The organism is Collimonas antrihumi (assembly GCF_018304965.1).
Lineage (GTDB): Bacteria > Pseudomonadota > Gammaproteobacteria > Burkholderiales > Burkholderiaceae_D > Collimonas > Collimonas antrihumi.
Genome location: NZ_JAGQED010000001.1, coordinates 28,217 through 46,072 on the forward strand (window position 1 = coordinate 28,217; position 17,856 = coordinate 46,072).

A 17,856-nucleotide genomic window follows, 5' to 3' on the forward strand; every position below is an offset into this window, starting at 1 on the left:
TTTTTATTCGTATTTGTCTTTATTTGTGTCTTGATTAATTTACTCATGCCATCCAGTGCCGGAGCGCCTATGATTCAGCCGCTAAAAAGAATACGCAGCATCGACGACCTGAAACTGGTCGCCGGCCATTGCGAGCATGTCCTGACTTTGTTCAGTGGCGGACTGGATAGCACTTACGCCTTGAAATGCCTGGTCGACAGCGGTTGCCGCGTCACGGCGCTGACAGTCGATCTGGGCGAGGGCGTCAACACCGCCGACCTGCAGCAGATCACCGCGCATTTTGGCGCGGAATTGCTGGTGATCGATGGCCAACAGGCGTTTGCCGAAGATGCCGTGCTACCAGCGATTCGCGCCAATGCCAAGTATATGGGCATCTATCCGATCAGTTCATCGCTGTCGCGACCCATCATTGCCCGTTTCGCGGTTGAAACCGCATTGCGCCTGGGCTGCAACGCCATCGTCCATACCGCCAACCAGTCGCAGAACACGTTGCGTCGTTTGAATGGCGCGATCGCCCAACTTGGCTATGCCGGTTATTACGGCACACCCTATGAATACACGGCTATTTCGCGCGAAGAAAAAATCGAAGCCTTGCGCGCCGCCGGCCTGCCGCACTTCCAGGCACGCGGCATCAGCGGCGACGCCAATCTGTGGTGCCGTGAATTCGAATCCGGTTCGCTCGATAATCCGGAGTCGTTCTGGGTGCCGGAATCGCTGTTTGACTGGACCGCAGCGGTCGATCCGGCGCCTGCCAGTGTCGAAATCTCGATCAGGTTCGATGCAGGCCGTCCGGTCGCCATCGATGGCGAGGCTTTGCCGTTGGTGGAATTGATCGCGCGCCTTAACCAGCGCGTCGGTGCATTCGGTATCGGCCGTTATTGTGGCCTGGAACATCTGGAGCAGGGCGAAAAGGTGCTGGAAGTACGCGAAGCGCCGGCCGCCATGGCCTTGCTGGAAGCTTATCGACACCTGGAAACAGCAGTGCTGGATGCCGAACTGCTGCGCGAAAAGCTTAAGCTGGAACAGCTGTGGGTGCGCGAGGCGATCGAAGGCCGCTGGTTCACACCGTTGCGCGCAGCGACAGACCGCTTCATCCTCGAAGCCGCCCAGCATGTCAGCGGCACCGTCAATTACCGCTTGCGCGCCGGCGCCGCCGATGTCTGCGCGATCCGGGCCGATGCGCCGCTGTACCTGACCGACCGCGACAGCTGGGAAAAAGAAATTGCAGCACAACGTTCCAGCCGCCACCTGTCATTGCCTTCGCATTCTGTATTGGACGCGAGCAAGCTGCTGGCCGAGGAAAATTAAATGGAAATCGAGGCTTCGGCGCCAATCAAGATTGCGCCGCTCATCATTGACCATCTCAGCGGCGAGCTGCGCAGCCGGCTGTTCACTGTCCTCTCCGGCCGCGCCGTGCAAGCTGCCTGCGACGTCGATCTTGCGGCATGGAACGATTTCGCGGCTTGCTGGAACAACCTGCCGCAAGATAAATACATGGGCGACAACGGCAGCTATCGATTCCGCCGTTACGGTGCATTCGAGCTGGACGCGGCCGACGGCGTGCTGCAGCAAATGCCGCATGGACCTTACGTGCAGCCGAGCTACATCAATAAGCTCAATGGTGACATCGCGCGTCATTTCGCGCCGCTGGAGCAGCACTTTGTCGATAATCCTTTCCTGTCCGGCTTGCTGCTGTCTCTGGCGCAGGTGTTTGACCAGGTTGATGGCTGCAGCGGTAAATGGGATATCCGCCTGCATCCTTACCGGATACGCGCCAGTTCCCATACGCCCGGTAATCCGACGCCGGAAGGATTGCATCGCGATGGTGTCGATTACATCGTCACCATGATGGTGCGCCGTCACAATGTGGCTGGCGGTGAAACCTATATTACCGATGTTGCCGGCAAACTGATGTGCCGCTATACCTTGACCGATCCGATGGACCTGATGCTGGCCGACGATGCCCGCACCATGCACGGCGTGACCAAGGTGTTGCCGTTTGAAGAAAAACGTGAAGCATTCAGAGATGTGCTGGTGATTGCCTACACCAGAATTTCCTGATGCAACAGACCAGACTGACCTGACCAATATCCTCGGTGCTCCCGCCGTTTGTTCCGCTCAGCCTCCACCTAGGCGGAACGTTTTTTTTCTTAACTGATAGCGCTGTTAGCGCTATCTGGAGTAAAGCGAAGTGACAAACGAAGTGATAAATATCTCTGCCGGCGGTTCTGCCAAATCCTCTGGCAATTCTTCCGCCAAAGGTCTCTGGCTAGCCGATTTGCTGTTATTGCTGGTCGCGATAGTGTGGGGCACCAGCTATGGTGTCGCCAAGGATGCGTTGGTGTTTTACCCGGTGCTGGGTTTTGTGGCGATTCGTTTTTGCATGACTTTTTTATTGTTGTTACCCAGTTTGCGTCAACTGGCCACGCCGGAAGGTCGGGCAGCGTTGCGGGCGGGATTGCCTTTGGGTTTGATTCTGCTTGCCATCTTTATTTGCGAGACCTTCGGCGTGGCCTTGACCCAGGCCTCGAATGCCGCTTTCCTGATCAGCCTGTGTGTGGTCTTTACACCGTTCGTCGAATGGCTGGTGATGGCGCAACGTCCCAAGGCCAGCGCGTTCGTGGTGGCTTTCATCTCGCTCTTCGGCACCTGGCTGCTGACCATCGGCAGCGATCTGAATTTCAATCTGGGCGACGGCCTGATGCTGGCGGCGGCCTTGTTGCGCGCCTTCATGATGGTCATGACCAAGCGTCTGACGGTCAATAAAAACATGTCCAACCTGACCCTGACCGCGGTGCAGTCCGGGGTGGTGGGGTTTGGCTGTTTGCTGGTTGCCAGCCTGTTCATGCAAGGCGGCCTGCCGCCTCTGCCCGGCGATCCCGGCTTCTGGGTGAGTACGGTTTATCTGGTGTTGTTTTGCACGATCTTTGCTTTTTTTGCGCAGAACTATGGTGTCCGGCGCAGCAATCCCACCCGGGTTTCCCTGTTGATGGGGAGCGAGCCGGTATTCGGTGCGCTATTTGCTTCCTTTTGGCTGGGCGAGAAACTCGGTACGCTGTCCTGGATCGGCGGCGCGCTGATTGTCGGCGCTACGTTGTGGGCGACCTTGCCGCGTTCGGTGTTTAATTTTGGTGCGTTTTTTTCGACGCGTAGCATCAAGCAGGAAAGTGCGCCTGTCATCGGTGTCGGCGCCGATTCTAGTCAGTAATCACGCAGATTTTATCGGCAGCTGCATTCCAGATAAGTCCTAAATAAGTCCTAACGAAAATCAACGAAAACCATGTTTCGATAGAAGAAAATATCAGCGTCTTTACTATTGCCGTGTGGAAATAATTGATTTATCCTGAATCATCGAATAAATGAATTTGAATGAATTTGAATTGTGCAACGAGAAGTAAACACCGGATGTAAAGCGTTGATTTTTTACACGGCATGCGCTCCAAAAGAGTCACCAATGCCGTTGTTAATCCTCAAGAGGGAAGTCCCATGATTTGCGCCAGATTCATTCCAGTTTTCATTCTTTCGCGCTGCGCATCAGACGCAGCCCATCACCGCTTCATCCATCTTCCGGCATTGCCAGCGCTAGCGTTAATGCTGCGGCCATCAAGTTAACGGACGCTACGTCCCGTTAAGCACTGCATCACAACCGGTGATGCAGACTCCAGCGCCAAGCCAACTTTGCATTGCTGATCGCAGTGCAGGGCGGCGGCGTCTTTCATCTGTTCCATTCAAGAGGAATTAGCGATATGAAATCGAACGTATCAGCAGGAAATTTTGCGATTCCCCAGGCTTCGGCATTGTCATTGGCGCTGTCCCTGGTGTTTGCATCTTTGTCCGGCGTCACACACGCCGCCGCAGTGGACAACAGCACTTGGGTCGCCACCAGGACCCAGGCGTTTTTGCCGCAAGTGCAAGCCAATCAAAAGAGCGTGGCAGCCGATGCCAGCGTGGTCACGCCGGCAGCATCGGCAGTGCAACTGGCGCAGGGCGAACCGGTTCACGTGACGCTCAGTTTGAATTTGCGTAACGAGGCCAAGCTCGATAAATTTCTGCAAGATCTGCATACCCAAGGCACCGCTTCCTACGGAAAATTTCTGACGCCGGCACAATTCGCCGCAGAATATGCGCCTGCGGAAAAAGATGTGGCGGCCGTGGTTGCGCATCTGAGCAAATCTGGCTTTGTTAACATCCGGGTCGCTCCGAATCGTCAACTGGTGACAGCCGACGGCACGGCAGCGACGGTGCAAACCGGTTTCCGCACCGCGCTGAAACGCTTCCAGCAAGACGGCCGCAACGTATTTGCCAATACCGATGCAGCGCAAGTACCGCAGGCGTTGAGCGGTATTGTCGGCTCGGTGCTGGGTTTGCAAAACGTGGCGATTGCCCACACCCATCATCGCTGGGTGGCCAATACTGAAGCCGCCGCAACCTCGCAGGCACAGGTTCTTCGCACTAATGCAACGCCAATCGCCACGCCGCATAGCCCGTCGCAATTCCCTGCGATCTATAACGCCGGCGCCACGCCAACTGCCTCCAATACCGTAGTCGGCATTATTTCGGAAGGCGATATCAGCCCGACGATTACCGATCTGCAAGCATTCACTTCAGCCAAAGGTTTTGCTACCGTCAATACCGCCGTGGTGCAAACCGGTCCTGTCGGCAGCGACTACAGCGACACTTCCGGCCAGGTCGAATGGAACCTGGACAGCCAGACCATCACCGGCACTACCGGCGGCGCCGTCAAGCAACTGATATTCTACGCATCGCCCGACATGAGCTTCAGCGGCATCACCGCTGCCTACAACCGCGCTGTGACTGACAATGTGGCTAAAGTCATCAACGTTTCGCTCGGCGGTTGCGAATCGGATACCCATGCCGACGGGACTCAGGCAGCCGACGACAATGTCTTCAAACAAGCTGTGGCCCAAGGCCAGACTTTCTCCATTTCGACCGGAGATGCGGGTGCCTATAACTGCCAGACCAGTTCGATTTCCGGCGCTCCTGGCGTACCGGCAAGCAAATCGACCTATGACGTCAGCGAACCAGCTAGCTCACCTTATGTGATCGCTGTCGGCGGCACCACCCTGTACACGAATTCCGGCGCCTACAGCAGTGAAACTGTCTGGAACGAAGGCTTGAGCGCGATCGGCACCTACGACGCCGCAGGCGACTACGATTACACCAAGCGCCTGTGGGCAACCGGCGGCGGCTACAGCAAGTACGAAGCGGCGCCTTCCTATCAGTCGGGCGTGATTGCCGCCGGCAAGACCACCCGTGGCTTGCCGGACATTGCGTTCGATGCCGCCAGCGCCAGCGGCGCCACCATCTACTATAACGGCCAGACCGGCACGGTAGGCGGCACCAGCCTTGCGGCGCCGATCTTCACCGGTGTCTGGGCGCGCCTGCAAACGGCCAACAGCAATGCATTGGGGTTCCCGGCAGCCAGCTTCTACAAATATTTCCGGCTGGCCGCCAACGCCTCGCTGCGGCATGACGTCACCTCCGGTACTAACGGCGCCAGCAGTTCTTACGGCTACAAAGCTGCCGCAGGTTGGGACGCAACTACAGGTTTCGGTAGCCTGAACATTGCCAACCTCAATACCTTCATCAAGAATACTTCGGACTTTGCGCGTTAATCGTCCGGGGTATTTGTAGCTGATCGTTAATAGCTAATTTGTCGGCAATCGCCGCTATGGATCGCATTGATCCGTGGCGGCGACGAAGCGGTACGGAGAACCGGACATGAATAAAACGAATTTAGCCTGGACTGTTGCAGCTCTTGTTTTGGGTGCCGGCGGCATATACGCCGTTTGCCCGGTGGACGATTCGATAGCGCAAGCCAAGACGCGGAATGTGGTTGCAGCGCAGGACAACAGTAGTTTTTTATCCAGCCCAATGGTGACCAGTTCGGTCCCATCATCGACTCCGTCGCCAGCGTTGTCGAGCAAAGCGCAGGATGCCGTCAATATCAATCCATTCGGAAAATAGCTATTCCGGTAATCGATTCTATCGAAACGCCGCAAGTGGATCGTAATGCGGTTCCGGGTTGCTATCCTGCTCTTTGCCAGCGGTACCCTTCTTGATAAAGCTGACCGAGGTGACGCGCCATTCACCGCGCTGCAGCTGCCAGCCGTGGATGACCTTTTGCCAGCCCGGTTTCAGGTAAAGCTGGTTGGTCCGCTCCAGCTCCCAATGGCCGGCTTCCCACACATACCAGCCACCCACATAATTCCAGAATCCAGGGCTCCAGACCAGGCCGGTACGTGGACCGGGCTGGATTTCTTCCTTCGGCGCCGGCGGCGCATTTTTTAGTGTTACGTTGGTGTCGGCCTGGTTTTTTTGCGGCGGGCGGATAAAAGATGAAAAGCGGCCGGCAATGATCGCTGCGATGCTGAGAGGGTGTTTCAATTTGCGCTCCTGAATGTGTTCAGTGCTATCGATTGTACGAAGCAGGGGCAGCAAAAATGTGTCCCGTGCATTTGCTTACACTTTTCACATTCCCCTTACAGCCTCTTTCCGCCATATCGACCGCGTGCGGAGTACCGTCACGGCGAAATTCTCCTATGAGCCACTTTGGTTTAATAACGGTTCCGGCATGCTCGCGTCAACAGGAGCAGTCTTGCGAATAAATTAATGAAACATGTTTTTACACAGTCGAAATGGAGGGTTTCGACTACTGCAAGCACAAAATATTATCTGTTTGTTTCCCAATGTGTCAGCAGCGCTTGGGCTATATTACTGAATCAATACTGAATTGAAGCGCAGCCAACAACAAAACAAGGAGACATCATGGCACTGAGCCGCCGCGTAACTTTTTTCCATTCGCCTAATACCCGTTCCACAGGCGCCCGCATCCTGCTCGAAGAACTGGGAGCCGACTACGAGCTGCACGCCCTCAACATGAAAGCGGGAGAGCAACGCAAGCAGGCATATCTGGCAATCAACCCCATGGGCAAAGTGCCTGCGGTACGGCACGGCGAGGCCTTGATTACCGAGCAGGTCGCGGTCTTCCTGTACCTGGCCGATTTGTATCAGGACGCCGGACTGACGCCGGCGCTGGACGATCCGTTGCGCGGCCCGTATCTGCGCTGGATGGTGTATTACGGCTCCTGCTTCGAGCCGGCAGTGGTCGACCGCGCCCAAAAGCATCCGCCTGCCGCGCCATCGACCTGTCCCTATGGCGATTTCGAAACCATGCTGAAGACCTTGACCGATCAGCTTGAGAAGGGCCCGTATATCCTGGGTGAGAAATTCAGCGCCGCCGATGTCTTGTGGGGCACGGCATTAAAGTGGACCACGGGTTTCCAGCTGGTGCCGATGTCGCCGGTGATCCAGGCTTATATCGACAGGATCAATGCCCGGCCGGCAGTGCAGCGCGTCGCCGCGCTTGAAGCTGAACTGGCCGCGCAGCATGCCAGAGAGCTTGAATCAAAAGCGTAAAAAGCGAGTCACCTTGCAGCATTTGCCAACCAGCCGAACAAAAATTTTAAGAAAGCGGAGTTTGCCTTGAATACTGTCGCCAACCTGTTGATTGCTTTGGTCGCCTTACTGCACGTTTATTTTCTGGTTCTCGAAATGTTCTTGTGGGATAAACCTTTCGGCATCAAGACTTTCAGGCTTACGCCGGAGTTCGCCGCAGCCTCGAAAGCCCTGGCTGCCAACCAAGGTTTGTATAACGGCTTCCTGGCGGCGGGCCTGGCTTGGGGTTTGTGCATGGGAGCGCCGGGGTTTTCGATCAAGGTCTTTTTCCTGGCATGCGTGATCGTTGCCGGCATCTTCGGCGCACTTACCGTCAGCCGCAAGATTCTGTACATTCAAGCAGTGCCGGCAGTCATCGCGCTGGCTTTGCTGGTGATCAGCCGATAACGCCAACTCTACGCCGGTATCGCTGCCGTCCGGCGTTTAGCTTTCGGGCACCGTGGTAGCCCAGGCCGCCATCGCCTGCGTGATATGAGAGAGCAATTCGAGCGCCGCCCGCGACAGTGTTTTTCCATGCCGGGATATGACGTGCGACCGTCCCTCGCTCAGCAGCGGATTCTTCATCGGCAGCCCGATGAGGATTTGGCCCCGGAGATTCTGCGGAACAGCGACGTGCGGAGTCAACGCGTAGCCGGTCCCCATCGCTGCGAAAAGACCCAGTGCGCTGAAGGAGTTTGTGGTTAGCATCGTGTTGAGCCGAACCCCTTCGCTGACCTCGGCTGCTTCGATGTGCTGCCTGACGCCGAACGTCCGGTGCAGCGTGGCGCCCCGGTACGGCAGCAGGTCAGCGAGCTTGAGCGGCCCGGCATGCGATGCGAGCGGATGTTCCTTCAGCACATAGGCCTGGATCGGACCGGGGTGAGAAACATGCGAACGCAGCCGGTCGTCGCGCGGCGGCTGAAACAGTAGCCCGATGTCGGCACTCTCGTCGGCGATCCGCCGCACGATCTCGTCGGTGCTGCATATGTCCAGGGTCACGCTGACTTCGGGGTGTCCGGCAATGAATACCTTCATCACGTCGCGCATCAACCAGTCCACGAAGCCTTCTCCGGCGACAATGTCGATGTGTCCGCTTTCGCCTTTCTGCAAACTGTTCAGTTGCGTCAGCAGTTGCTGATTCATGTTTTCCTGGCGCCGGAAATGCGCGACAACCAGTTCCCCGGCGTCGGTGGCCACCACGCCGCGGCCATGGCGATCCAGTAGCCGGGCGCCGCAATCCTTCTCGAGAGTTCCGATGGCGCGGCTCAGCGCAGATGGATCCATGTTCAATTCATCGGCAGCGCCGCGCACCGACCCGCACTCGATTACCTTCATGAAGTAACGCATCCGTCGTGTTTCCAGCTTGTCGCCCATACGATTTCCTCAGATTTTCGGCATATCGAGTGTAGCCTTTTTTGCATCAAAAAACACTTAATACGATCATTGACGCAATTGATTGTTTATTTAACACTATTAGCACATTATTATCAATATCTATTCGAAGCCCTCACCGGGCCGATGCACAGACGATCGTTTTTTGACTGTCGAATACAAAACTTTCTTTTGGAGACACCCATGGCCGACACTGCCGCCATCCTGCCTGCCGCGCCAACCGCTTCTGCTTCTACTGATGTCACCGGTATTGGCAAATGTAAACTTTTCGTCGTGGTGTTGATCGTGGTCGGGCTTGCCGAAGCCATCGGCCAGGCCAGTTTCAAGCTAGGCCCCGGCCAGGTCGTGCTGCTGCCGATGCTCTGGGCGCTGCTCATCGCGGCGACCTGGGGTATTGCGCAACGATATGTTCCGGCGCCCGTGCGCATCACGACTGGTCTGCAGTCGTACGCCGGCGGCCTGCTCAATGCGGGCCTGCTGTTGTTCATCGTGAAGCTTGGCCTGACCGTCGGCGGCGCGTTACCGGAGATTCGCCAGGCCGGCTGGGCGCTGCTGTTCCAGGAATTCGGCCACGCATTTGGCACGCTCGTGCTGGCGTTGCCACTGGCGCTGCTGCTCGGGATCAAGCGCGAAGCAGTCGGCGCGACCTTTTCGGTCGGCCGTGAAGGCAACCTGGTGATCATCGGCGAGAAATACGGCATGGCCTCGCCCGAAGGCCGTGGCGTGCTGGCTGAATACATCACCGGCACGGTGCTGGGCGCGCTGTTCATTGCCGTGTTCGCCGGCTTCATCACCAGCCTGCAGATCTTCGATCCGCGCTCGCTGGCCATGGGCGCCGGTGTCGGCTCGGGCAGCCTGATGGCGGCCGCCATGGGCGCGATCGCCGCGCAGCAGCCGGCCGAATTGGTGCCGCAGTTGACCGCCATTGCAGCAGCGGCGAATCTGATAACCGTGGTGTTTGGCTTTTACTTCACGTTGTTCCTGTCGCTGCCGGCTACCTCTTGGCTCTATGACAAATTCGAACCGATTCTGGGGCGCTTCTCGAAGCGCAAGCCGATCGAGACGGCTGAACTGGCCGGCGCCGGGGACGAAATGAAGGACCTGCCGTTTGCCGATAAAGCCGTATCGTGGATGCTGATCGCCGCCGGCGTGACGCTCGGCAACTGGCTCTCATTCAAAGTGGCGCCGGTGCAGTCGCTGACCGGCATGGCGATCATCGTCGCAATGGTAGCGATCGTCGAAGTCGCCAAGCGCTTGATCCCGAAGATGCCGCTGGTCCTGGTGCTGTCGCTTGTGGCTACGGCGGTTGGCGTTCCAGGTCTGTTCCCATTCTCCGATACTGTCGTCGCCTTGGCGAGCGAACTGAATTTCCTCGCATTCACGACGCCGGTGCTGGCCATCGCTGGCTTCTCGGTCGCCAAAGACCTGCCGATCTTCCGGCAACTGGGCTGGCGCATCGTAGTAGTTTCCCTGACCGCAACCGCTGGCACTTTCCTTGGCGCGACATTGATCGCCGAGCTGTTCCATTGATCCCGCAAATCCCGCAAATCCAATAAATCGCTGACGGAGAACCTCATGTACCGTGAAACTGAAATCGCCGAAGATACCCGCGCTCGCATGCTCGCCTGGCGCCGTGATATCCACGCCCATCCGGAAACCGCTTTCGAGGAACATCGCACGGCGAACATCGTCGCGCAGGCCCTTGGGCTGATGGATATTTCCGTGCACCGCGGGCTGGGCGGCACCGGCGTGGTCGGCTCGCTCAAGAACGGCGAAGGCCCCAGCATCGCCTTGCGCGCAGATCTCGATGCGCTCAACATGCAGGAGCTGGGCAACCACGAGCACAAGTCGACCTGCAACGGCAAGATGCACGGTTGCGGCCACGACGGCCACACCGCGATGCTGTTAGGTGCGGCAGAGCACTTGTCGCGCCACAAGCCGTTCAAGGGCACGGTGCATTTTGTCTTCCAGCCGGCCGAGGAGAACGAAGGCGGCGGCCGCAAGATGGTCGAAGAAGGCCTGTTTGATCTGTTCCCGGCCGATGCCGTATACGGCATGCACAATTTTCCGGGCGTGCCGCGCGGACAGTTCATGATCCGGGCCGGCACCATGACCGCCTACCTCGACACCTTCGAAATCCGCGTCACGGGCAAGGGCTGCCACGGCGCGATGCCCGAAACCGGTATCGATTCGGTGGTGATTGCGGCGCAACTCGTCAATGCGCTGCAGACTATTGTGAGCCGCCGTACTTCCGCGACCGAGTCGGCGGTGGTCAGCGTCACGCAGATCCATGGCGGCGACACCTGGAACGTGGTACCCGAAAACGTCGTGCTGCGTGGCACTGTACGCACGCTTGACGCTGCGATCCAGGATAACGTCGAAGCCATGATGGGGCAGATTTGCGCTGGCGTTGCGCAGACCAACGGCGCCAAGATCGAGCTCGACTACCGGCGCGGCTACCCCGGCGTGGTGAACACGCCGGGCGAGACAGCTGCAGCGGTGGCCGCCGCCGCGAGCCTGGTCGGCAGCGAACAAGTCAATACCGATATCAAGCCCGCGATGGGTTCGGAGGACTTCGCCTTCATGCTGCAAGAGCGCCCCGGAGCATACATCGGCATCGGCGCAGGCGAGGGCGAGAACCCCCCGCCGCTACACAACCCGTATTACGATTTCAACGACGCGATCTTGCCACTCGGCGCTGCCTATTGGGTGGCGCTCGTGAAGCAGCAGCTCGCGGCATGACCAGCGCTTTGATGCTCTCAGCCTTCGATATTTTCAAGATCGGCATCGGACCATCGAGTTCGCACACGGTGGGGCCGATGCGCGCTGCGTTGATGTTTGCGCAGGCACTCGAGCGTGATGGCATGCTGGCCGGCACGGCACGGGTGCAGATCGATCTCTACGGTTCGCTTGGTGCTACCGGACGCGGCCATGCAACGGACCAGGGCGTGATCCTCGGCCTGTTGGGCGATGCGCCCGACACTGTCGAACCCGACACCGTGCAACCCCGCCTGGACCAGCTGCGCCGTTCAGGGCAGCTGATGCTGCTCGGCCGGCACCCGATAGCGTTCAACCGCGAGCGCGACATCGCCTTCCTCGGCCACGAATCCTTGCCCGAGCATCCCAATGCGATGCGCTTCACAGCGCTGGCGGGCGATGGCGCGACACTGACAGATGCGTTCTACTTCTCGGTCGGTGGCGGCTTCGTCGTCGAAGGTAATGGCGGCGGCGCCGAGCCGGACATGCGGACCACCGTCCAGGCGTGGCCATATCCGTTCCGCACTGGCGACGAACTGCTTGCGCAGGCACAAGCCAGTGGTCTGTCGATCGCCGCGCTGATGCTCGCAAACGAATGCGTGTGGCGTCCCGAGAAGGAGGTGCGACAAGGGCTGCTGCGCATCTGGCAGGTGATGAGGCAATGCGTGCAGCGCGGCTTCGGCGCTGGCAACCCGCAAGCCGCAGATCGCCTGCCGGGCCTGCTCCGCGTGCGCCGCCGCGCACCTGAGTTGCACCGCGAACTCTGCGCACGCGCGAGTAGCGCTGACGGCGCGGACCCGTTGGCGGTGATGGACTGGGTCAACGCGTTTGCGATGGCGGTCAACGAAGAGAACGCCGCCGGCGGCCGCGTCGTCACAGCGCCGACCAACGGCGCTGCAGGCGTCGTGCCAGCGGTGATGCACTACTACGAGCGTTTCATTGCCGGCGCCTCGGACGACGGCATAGTCGATTTCCTGCTGACCGCGAGCGCCATCGGCATGCTCTACAAGGCAAACGCATCAATTTCGGGCGCGGAGGTTGGCTGCCAGGGTGAGGTTGGCGTAGCGTGCTCAATGGCGGCCGGCGCGCTGGCCGCCGCGTTGGGGGGTACGCCGGCGCAAGTCGAGAACGCGGCCGAAATCGGCATGGAACACAATTTGGGGCTCACATGCGACCCGGTCGGCGGCATGGTGCAGATCCCGTGCATCGAACGCAACGCGATGGGGGCGGTCAAGGCCATCAACGCGGCCCGCATGGCGCTGCGCGGCGACGGTAGCCACTATGTCTCGCTTGATGCGGTTATCAAGACCATGATGCAGACAGGTGAAGACATGAAATCGAAGTACAAGGAAACCTCGCTTGGCGGCCTCGCGGTCAATGTGGTGGAGTGCTAGTTTCCTGCAACGGTCTTGGTCGAAATGGAAAACCCGCGCGAGGCGAGGCGCGCGCTGGTTCAAGGGCAAAATACGGTATCAAGCGGCATCAAGCCCGGCCTGGAATTTTCTTGCTTATTTCGCGGGAGCAGGTTGTGTTGCAGGGGCGGCAGCGTGCGCTGCTGCAGCCTGGTCAGCGGCTTTCTTGTTAGCCAGGTGGCGTCCCGCGACACAACCGCCAACCGCGCCGATCACCGCGTGATGCCCCGCGTAGTGGCCGGCTACCGCACCTACCGCAGCACCCTTTATGCAACCCTTGGCATTGGCGCCGCCGGCCGTACCAGCCAGTGCCAGCGCGCATAACGTTACGGCGATGATTTTCGAGTTCATGGTTTTTCCTTTGAGAGATGAAGAGGCTTGTCGCAGATCATTAACGCAGTGGGTCGGGCAACTGGTTGACAACGCCTTATGGAAAGACGCTGGCGACACAATTGTTCACCTTTCAAATGGATCGATCAAGTGCCGTGCGCTCCACCAAATTAAATGCTGAAATTGTCGATTTTTTTGACCGAAAATTGCCCAAATCGAACTGAGTAAGCTTTCACAGCGCATCTTTTACTCGTTCCGACGCTTCCGGTTATAGAATTGAAGTTTTCACCACTGGATACTTCAATGCCAAGCTCTACCCATATCGGCGCTGCTGCCGCCATTCAAAGCCTCACCACCTGGACTGCGGTGGATGGCCGCGATGCGATTCAAAAGACTTTCAAGTTTGCCGATTTCAACGCCGCCTTCGGTTTCATGACCCAGGTGGCCTTGCTGGCAGAAAAGATGGACCACCATCCGGAGTGGTCGAACGTCTATAATCGCGTGGTGGTGGTGCTGACTACCCATGATAAGAATGGCGTCACCGACCTTGATGTGCGCCTGGCGCAATTCATGGACCGTCATGCAAGCGCTGCCGTCAAAAATTGAGTCAAAAATTGAATGAGCATGCGAAGCCGCCCAAGACCGACATGACGAATGGCGTAAAGGATGTTGCAACTCCAGCCGTCGTGTTGATTACCGGCGCCGCCAAGCGGGTCGGCCGCGTGATTGCCGAACGGTTTGCGCTGGCAGGTTATGCCGTAGTGGTGCATTACGGCAATTCGCGACAGGACGCGCTGGATACGGTGCAGGCGATTGAAGCTGGCGGCGGCGTTGCCGTCGCCCGGCAAGCGGATCTGCAGTCGCCGGATCAGTTGGCGGCAATGATGACAGCCATCTATGCCAGGTTCGGCCGGCTGGATGTACTGGTTAATTGCGCAGCCATTTTTTTCCCGGATACGCTGGCCGATTTTGCGCTGGGCGATCTGGAGCGCTCGTGGCAGGTGAATTGCCGCGCGCCGCTGCTGCTGACCCAGGCGTTTCACCAGCAAGCCAAGGAACGCTCGCAGCAGGGAGTGGTGATCAACGTGGTGGACCAGAAGGTGCGCGCCAATTTTCATCCCGAGGATTTCAGCTACACCGTGGCCAAGGCGGCATTGGGTAACCTGACCGCGATGCTGGCCATGTCCGCTGCGCCGGTGCTGCGCGTCAATGCGCTGTACCCCGGGTTGATGACGACCAGCGGCGATCAGAGCCAGGCCGATTTCGAATATTCTGCGGCTCGTTCAACGCCGCTCGGTTACATCGCCCCGATTACGGAAATAGCCGACGCCATATTGTTGCTGACCAGGCCATCTTTTAACGGCGCTGAATTTGTCGTGGATGCAGGGCAAAACCTGGTGCGGGTAGAGCGCGACGTGATTAATTTATATCGAGCGCCATAGGGGTTTGTAAGGAATTGGTTGGCCGTGCGACCAAGCTCAATGAAACACGATCAGCCAGGAGGCTCAAGTGCAAATCCTTAGCAATGTGTCAAAGAAGCTCGCGCTAACTACGCTTGCGCTCGGCATTTCTGGTATCGCCCAGGCGCAGGACTATATGGCGCAAAGTCCGGCCTACCGGGTGGCGCTGGTTGAGCTGTATTCCAGCGAAGGCTGCAACAGCTGTCCGCCGGCCGACCAATGGCTATCGAGACTTGGCGCCCAGGCCAGGCCGGACAAGGTGGTGCCACTCGCCCTGCATGTCGATTATTGGGACAACCTCGGCTGGAAGGATCGGTTCGGCGATCACCGCTTTACCGCGCGGCAGCAGGAATTGGCGGCATTTGCCAAGAACCGCGTGGTGTATACGCCGGAAATATTTGTTGGCGGCCGCGAATTACGGCATTGGAATATGAAAAGCGACTTTGACGCTGCGGCCGGAAAAATTGCAGAGCAACCGTCGCCGGCCGACATTGCCATCAAATTGTCAGGTACGGCAGCGCGCACCTTTGATTTGTCGACCAGGGTCAAGCTGCGGCAGCCCTCCAGGGATGGCCACAATGCTTACATCGCCGTCTACGAAAACCAGCTGGTATCCAACGTTGCGGCAGGTGAGAACGGTGGCGTGACGCTGCATCACGACTATGTTGTGCGGCGCTGGCTGGGGCCTTTTGCGCTGAAAGACGGTGCGGTGCAGATCAATGAAAAAATCGCGCTCGACAGTATCGGCAAGGATGTCCGTGCGGATCGTTTCGGTATTGTCGCCTTTGTTCAGAATGCGAGCAGTGGTGAAGTGTTGCAGGTGGCAAGGCTGGCGGTTGATCACTGATCGTGCTGTTGAATTGTGATAAAAAAACGCCGGATCAAATTATTTGATCCGGTGTTTTTTTGTTGACACCAAACCTGCTTCAGGCAAGTGCCAGCGCAGCTTCCACCGCCAATCCGATTTCCAGGATTTTCCGATCGTTGCCGCCGGCACCAGCCAGCATCAATCCGACCGGCGCCTCGCCAGCAGCTTGACAAGGCAGCGACAGCGCACAACCATCGAGAAAATTGATCACCGACGGATTGCGCAAGATCAAGCCGTTGGCTGCGAAATATGCGTCGTCGCTGGCCTCCAGGGACGCGATGGTGGGTGCTACAACAGGCACGGTTGGCATCAGCAATGCATCATAGCCGGAGATACTGCATTCAACTGCTGCTATCCATTGTTTGCGTGTCGCAAACAGATCAATCAGATCGGCGGCGCTGATATCCTTGCCGCGCAAGATGCGTGAAATCACACGTGGATCGTAGGCGGTAGCGCGTTCCGCAATCAGCGTCCGATGCCAGGCATAGGCTTCGGCGCCGGTGAATCCGCCTTTCGAATTGATTGCAGCCAATGCAGCAAATTCAGGTATTTCGATTTCTTCCACCAGTGCGCCAGCCGCCTGCAGTCGCCGGCGTGCATTGGCGAACGCTGCTGCAACGTGGCTATCGATGCCATCCAGCACCAGCGTGGTCGGCAGCGCAAGACGTAAACCGCGCAGGGAATATGGCGTCAGCTCCAGCACCGGTTCGCCGGCCAGGATCGCATCGAGCGTGGCGCAGCAGGCGACGCTGTTTGCGATAGGGCCAATCGAATCCAGTTGCGTCGACAGCGGCAATGCACCCTGCAACGAAACCCGGCGTGCAGTCGGCTTGAAGCCGGTCAGCCCGCACAGTGCGGCCGGAATCCGCACCGAGCCGCCGGTATCGGAACCGATGGCGGCAACCGCCATGGCGTCGCTGACCGAGACAGCGGCGCCGGACGAGGAACCGCCCGGGATGCGGCCGTTGGCTCGATCCCAGGGATTGCGCGGGGTGCCGTAATGGGGATTGATGCCGAGCCCGGAATAGGCAAATTCGGTCATGTTAGTGCGGCCGACGATGACTGCGCCGGCTGCCACCAGACGCTGCACCACCAGCGCGCTAACGCTGGCAGGCGCTGCATCGCGCAAAGCCACCGAACCGGCGCGTGTGGTGCTGCCGGCGACATCGAACAGATCCTTGACCGAAATCGGCACGCCGTCTATCGGTGAGCGTACCTGGCCGCTGGCGCGTAGCAGATCGGACGCTTGCGCCGCGGCGCGCGCTGCCGTGGCATAAACTTCGGTGAACACCCGGCTGCCTTCGCCGGACGGCGAAAGCGCCCGTTCCAGTGCAGCTTCGGTGAGAGCCAGCGAACTGACGTTATTTTGGCGCAGGGCTTCAGACAGGGTGCGCAGGGTAGGGGGCGTGGTAGTCATGCGGCCTCGGAAAAATGAATGGAATCCGACATCTGAAATCTGAAATCTGGCTTAAGCAACTTCCGGCAATACCTCAACCTGGTAGTGATGACGCAAGGTGCGTTGCCGGCGCGGATCGAACAGTTCCATTGTAAATGACTGCGCCGGGCGGATGCCACCGATTGCAGCAACAGTGCCACAGGTCATGCCGCTGCCTGCTGGCAGCATGGCGGCGCCACCGGTGTAGCCGGCAATCAAATCCTGCGGCGTGCGCAGCGACGCCAGCGGACCTTCCTGATACAGCAGTTCCTCACCATTTTCTTCGATGTAAGAACGGATCACCAGTTCGTCCCAATAGTCCGCCACCTCGGCCAGGCGCCAGGCGCTGGTGGCAACCGGTTTCACGCATGCCTGTTTCGACAGCGCTACGCTATGGGCTTCCAGCTTGCGGTCGGTGTGGTCGGAAGCGATGCTGACATACAGTTCGCCGTCCGCGGCAAAGACAAAGGTTTCCACTTCGCCAGATGAATCTGGGCCGACTACCTGCACCTGCGGCGTCTGGGTCAGCTGGTTGCTGGCGATGCGGTAATACAAGGGGACGGCGCTCGGACGCGAAATGCCGAGTGCGGCAAGTTCTTCGATGTGATGTTCGATGGCGGCGTGGTCGCGTCCGGCCCAGCCGGCTACGATCAGGGTGTGGATGTCGGTGTCCAGCCGCCGTGAGCTTTTTTGCGGACCTTCTTCGGTATCGATTTGGAAAGAAATGTGCATGATGATTCCAGC

18 protein-coding genes are annotated in these 17,856 nt (G+C 58.5%); 13 read left to right on the forward strand and 5 right to left on the reverse strand.

Going from position 1 to position 17,856, the window contains the following annotated elements:
- Positions 1-69: 69 nt before the first annotated feature.
- The 5 genes from KHU29_RS00155 to KHU29_RS00175 all read left to right on the forward strand — a co-directional run bounded on the left by KHU29_RS00155 (position 70) and on the right by KHU29_RS00175 (position 5,988).
- A complete protein-coding gene (locus tag KHU29_RS00155; RefSeq protein ID WP_246541309.1) occupies positions 70-1,308 on the forward strand; it encodes an argininosuccinate synthase-related protein in 1,239 nt (412 codons plus the stop codon).
- Positions 1,309-2,061 carry a 2OG-Fe dioxygenase family protein gene (locus KHU29_RS00160; protein WP_211450699.1) on the forward strand — a complete coding sequence of 251 codons (753 nt, stop codon included), beginning with the start codon at positions 1,309-1,311 and terminating at the stop codon, positions 2,059-2,061. It abuts the gene before it with no gap.
- A 130-nt stretch (positions 2,062-2,191) separates the two neighbouring features.
- Positions 2,192-3,208, forward strand: a complete 1,017-nt coding sequence (locus tag KHU29_RS00165; protein WP_343216007.1) for a DMT family transporter — start codon at positions 2,192-2,194, stop codon at positions 3,206-3,208.
- 538 nt (positions 3,209-3,746) lie between these two features.
- Positions 3,747-5,636, forward strand: coding sequence for a S53 family peptidase (locus KHU29_RS00170; RefSeq protein ID WP_211450700.1), 1,890 nt, complete (start codon positions 3,747-3,749; stop codon positions 5,634-5,636).
- A 106-nt stretch (positions 5,637-5,742) separates the two neighbouring features.
- Positions 5,743-5,988 carry a hypothetical protein gene (locus KHU29_RS00175; RefSeq protein ID WP_211450701.1) on the forward strand — a complete coding sequence of 82 codons (246 nt, stop codon included), beginning with the start codon at positions 5,743-5,745 and terminating at the stop codon, positions 5,986-5,988.
- Positions 5,989-6,006: 18 nt separating this feature from the next.
- Here the strand turns inward: KHU29_RS00175 and KHU29_RS00180 are convergent, their stop codons facing one another.
- Entirely contained in the window at positions 6,007-6,408 is a 402-nt protein-coding gene (locus KHU29_RS00180; protein WP_211450702.1) for a hypothetical protein, read from the reverse strand.
- 381 nt (positions 6,409-6,789) lie between these two features.
- On the opposite strand from KHU29_RS00180, the gene KHU29_RS00185 reads away from it, so the two are divergent.
- Both KHU29_RS00185 and KHU29_RS00190 read left to right on the forward strand, forming a co-directional pair.
- A complete protein-coding gene (locus KHU29_RS00185) occupies positions 6,790-7,440 on the forward strand; it encodes a glutathione S-transferase family protein (protein ID WP_211450703.1) in 651 nt (216 codons plus the stop codon).
- Between the two features lie 66 nt (positions 7,441-7,506).
- Positions 7,507-7,866 (forward strand): DUF1304 domain-containing protein, encoded by a 360-nt coding sequence (locus KHU29_RS00190; RefSeq protein ID WP_211450704.1) that lies wholly within the window; start codon positions 7,507-7,509, stop codon positions 7,864-7,866.
- A gap of 36 nt (positions 7,867-7,902) precedes the next feature.
- Here the strand turns inward: KHU29_RS00190 and KHU29_RS00195 are convergent, their stop codons facing one another.
- A complete protein-coding gene (locus KHU29_RS00195; protein WP_211450705.1) occupies positions 7,903-8,832 on the reverse strand; it encodes a LysR family transcriptional regulator in 930 nt (309 codons plus the stop codon).
- A 201-nt stretch (positions 8,833-9,033) separates the two neighbouring features.
- On the opposite strand from KHU29_RS00195, the gene KHU29_RS00200 reads away from it, so the two are divergent.
- The 3 genes from KHU29_RS00200 to KHU29_RS00210 are packed head-to-tail and all read left to right on the forward strand — an operon-like array spanning position 9,034 to position 13,001.
- Positions 9,034-10,380 carry a DUF3100 domain-containing protein gene (locus KHU29_RS00200; protein WP_211450706.1) on the forward strand — a complete coding sequence of 449 codons (1,347 nt, stop codon included), beginning with the start codon at positions 9,034-9,036 and terminating at the stop codon, positions 10,378-10,380.
- A 45-nt stretch (positions 10,381-10,425) separates the two neighbouring features.
- Positions 10,426-11,592, forward strand: a complete 1,167-nt coding sequence (locus tag KHU29_RS00205; protein WP_211450707.1) for a M20 aminoacylase family protein — start codon at positions 10,426-10,428, stop codon at positions 11,590-11,592.
- 8 nt (positions 11,593-11,600) lie between these two features.
- A complete protein-coding gene (locus tag KHU29_RS00210) occupies positions 11,601-13,001 on the forward strand; it encodes an L-serine ammonia-lyase (protein WP_211451106.1) in 1,401 nt (466 codons plus the stop codon).
- Positions 13,002-13,115: 114 nt separating this feature from the next.
- Here the strand turns inward: KHU29_RS00210 and KHU29_RS00215 are convergent, their stop codons facing one another.
- Positions 13,116-13,370: a hypothetical protein gene (locus KHU29_RS00215; RefSeq protein ID WP_092414772.1), complete on the reverse strand. Its 255-nt coding sequence runs from the start codon at positions 13,368-13,370 to the stop codon at positions 13,116-13,118.
- Positions 13,371-13,652: 282 nt separating this feature from the next.
- Here KHU29_RS00215 and KHU29_RS00220 point away from each other — a divergent pair, with 282 nt between their 5' ends.
- From KHU29_RS00220 to KHU29_RS00230, 3 genes are all read left to right on the forward strand, one after another.
- Positions 13,653-13,955, forward strand: a complete 303-nt coding sequence (locus tag KHU29_RS00220; RefSeq protein WP_211450708.1) for a 4a-hydroxytetrahydrobiopterin dehydratase — start codon at positions 13,653-13,655, stop codon at positions 13,953-13,955.
- A 41-nt stretch (positions 13,956-13,996) separates the two neighbouring features.
- A complete protein-coding gene (locus KHU29_RS00225) occupies positions 13,997-14,791 on the forward strand; it encodes an SDR family oxidoreductase (RefSeq protein ID WP_211451107.1) in 795 nt (264 codons plus the stop codon).
- 67 nt (positions 14,792-14,858) lie between these two features.
- On the forward strand, positions 14,859-15,656 hold the full coding sequence (locus tag KHU29_RS00230; protein ID WP_343216009.1) for a DUF1223 domain-containing protein: 798 nt from the start codon (positions 14,859-14,861) through the stop codon (positions 15,654-15,656).
- Between the two features lie 79 nt (positions 15,657-15,735).
- Here the strand turns inward: KHU29_RS00230 and KHU29_RS00235 are convergent, their stop codons facing one another.
- Complete coding sequence (locus KHU29_RS00235; RefSeq protein ID WP_211450709.1) at positions 15,736-17,094, reverse strand: amidase; 1,359 nt, start codon at positions 17,092-17,094, stop codon at positions 15,736-15,738.
- 51 nt (positions 17,095-17,145) lie between these two features.
- The gene (locus KHU29_RS00240; protein ID WP_211450710.1) at positions 17,146-17,844 is read right to left on the reverse strand and encodes a DUF2848 domain-containing protein; all 699 of its coding nucleotides are present in this window, start codon (positions 17,842-17,844) and stop codon (positions 17,146-17,148) included.
- Positions 17,845-17,856: the final 12 nt, after the last annotated feature.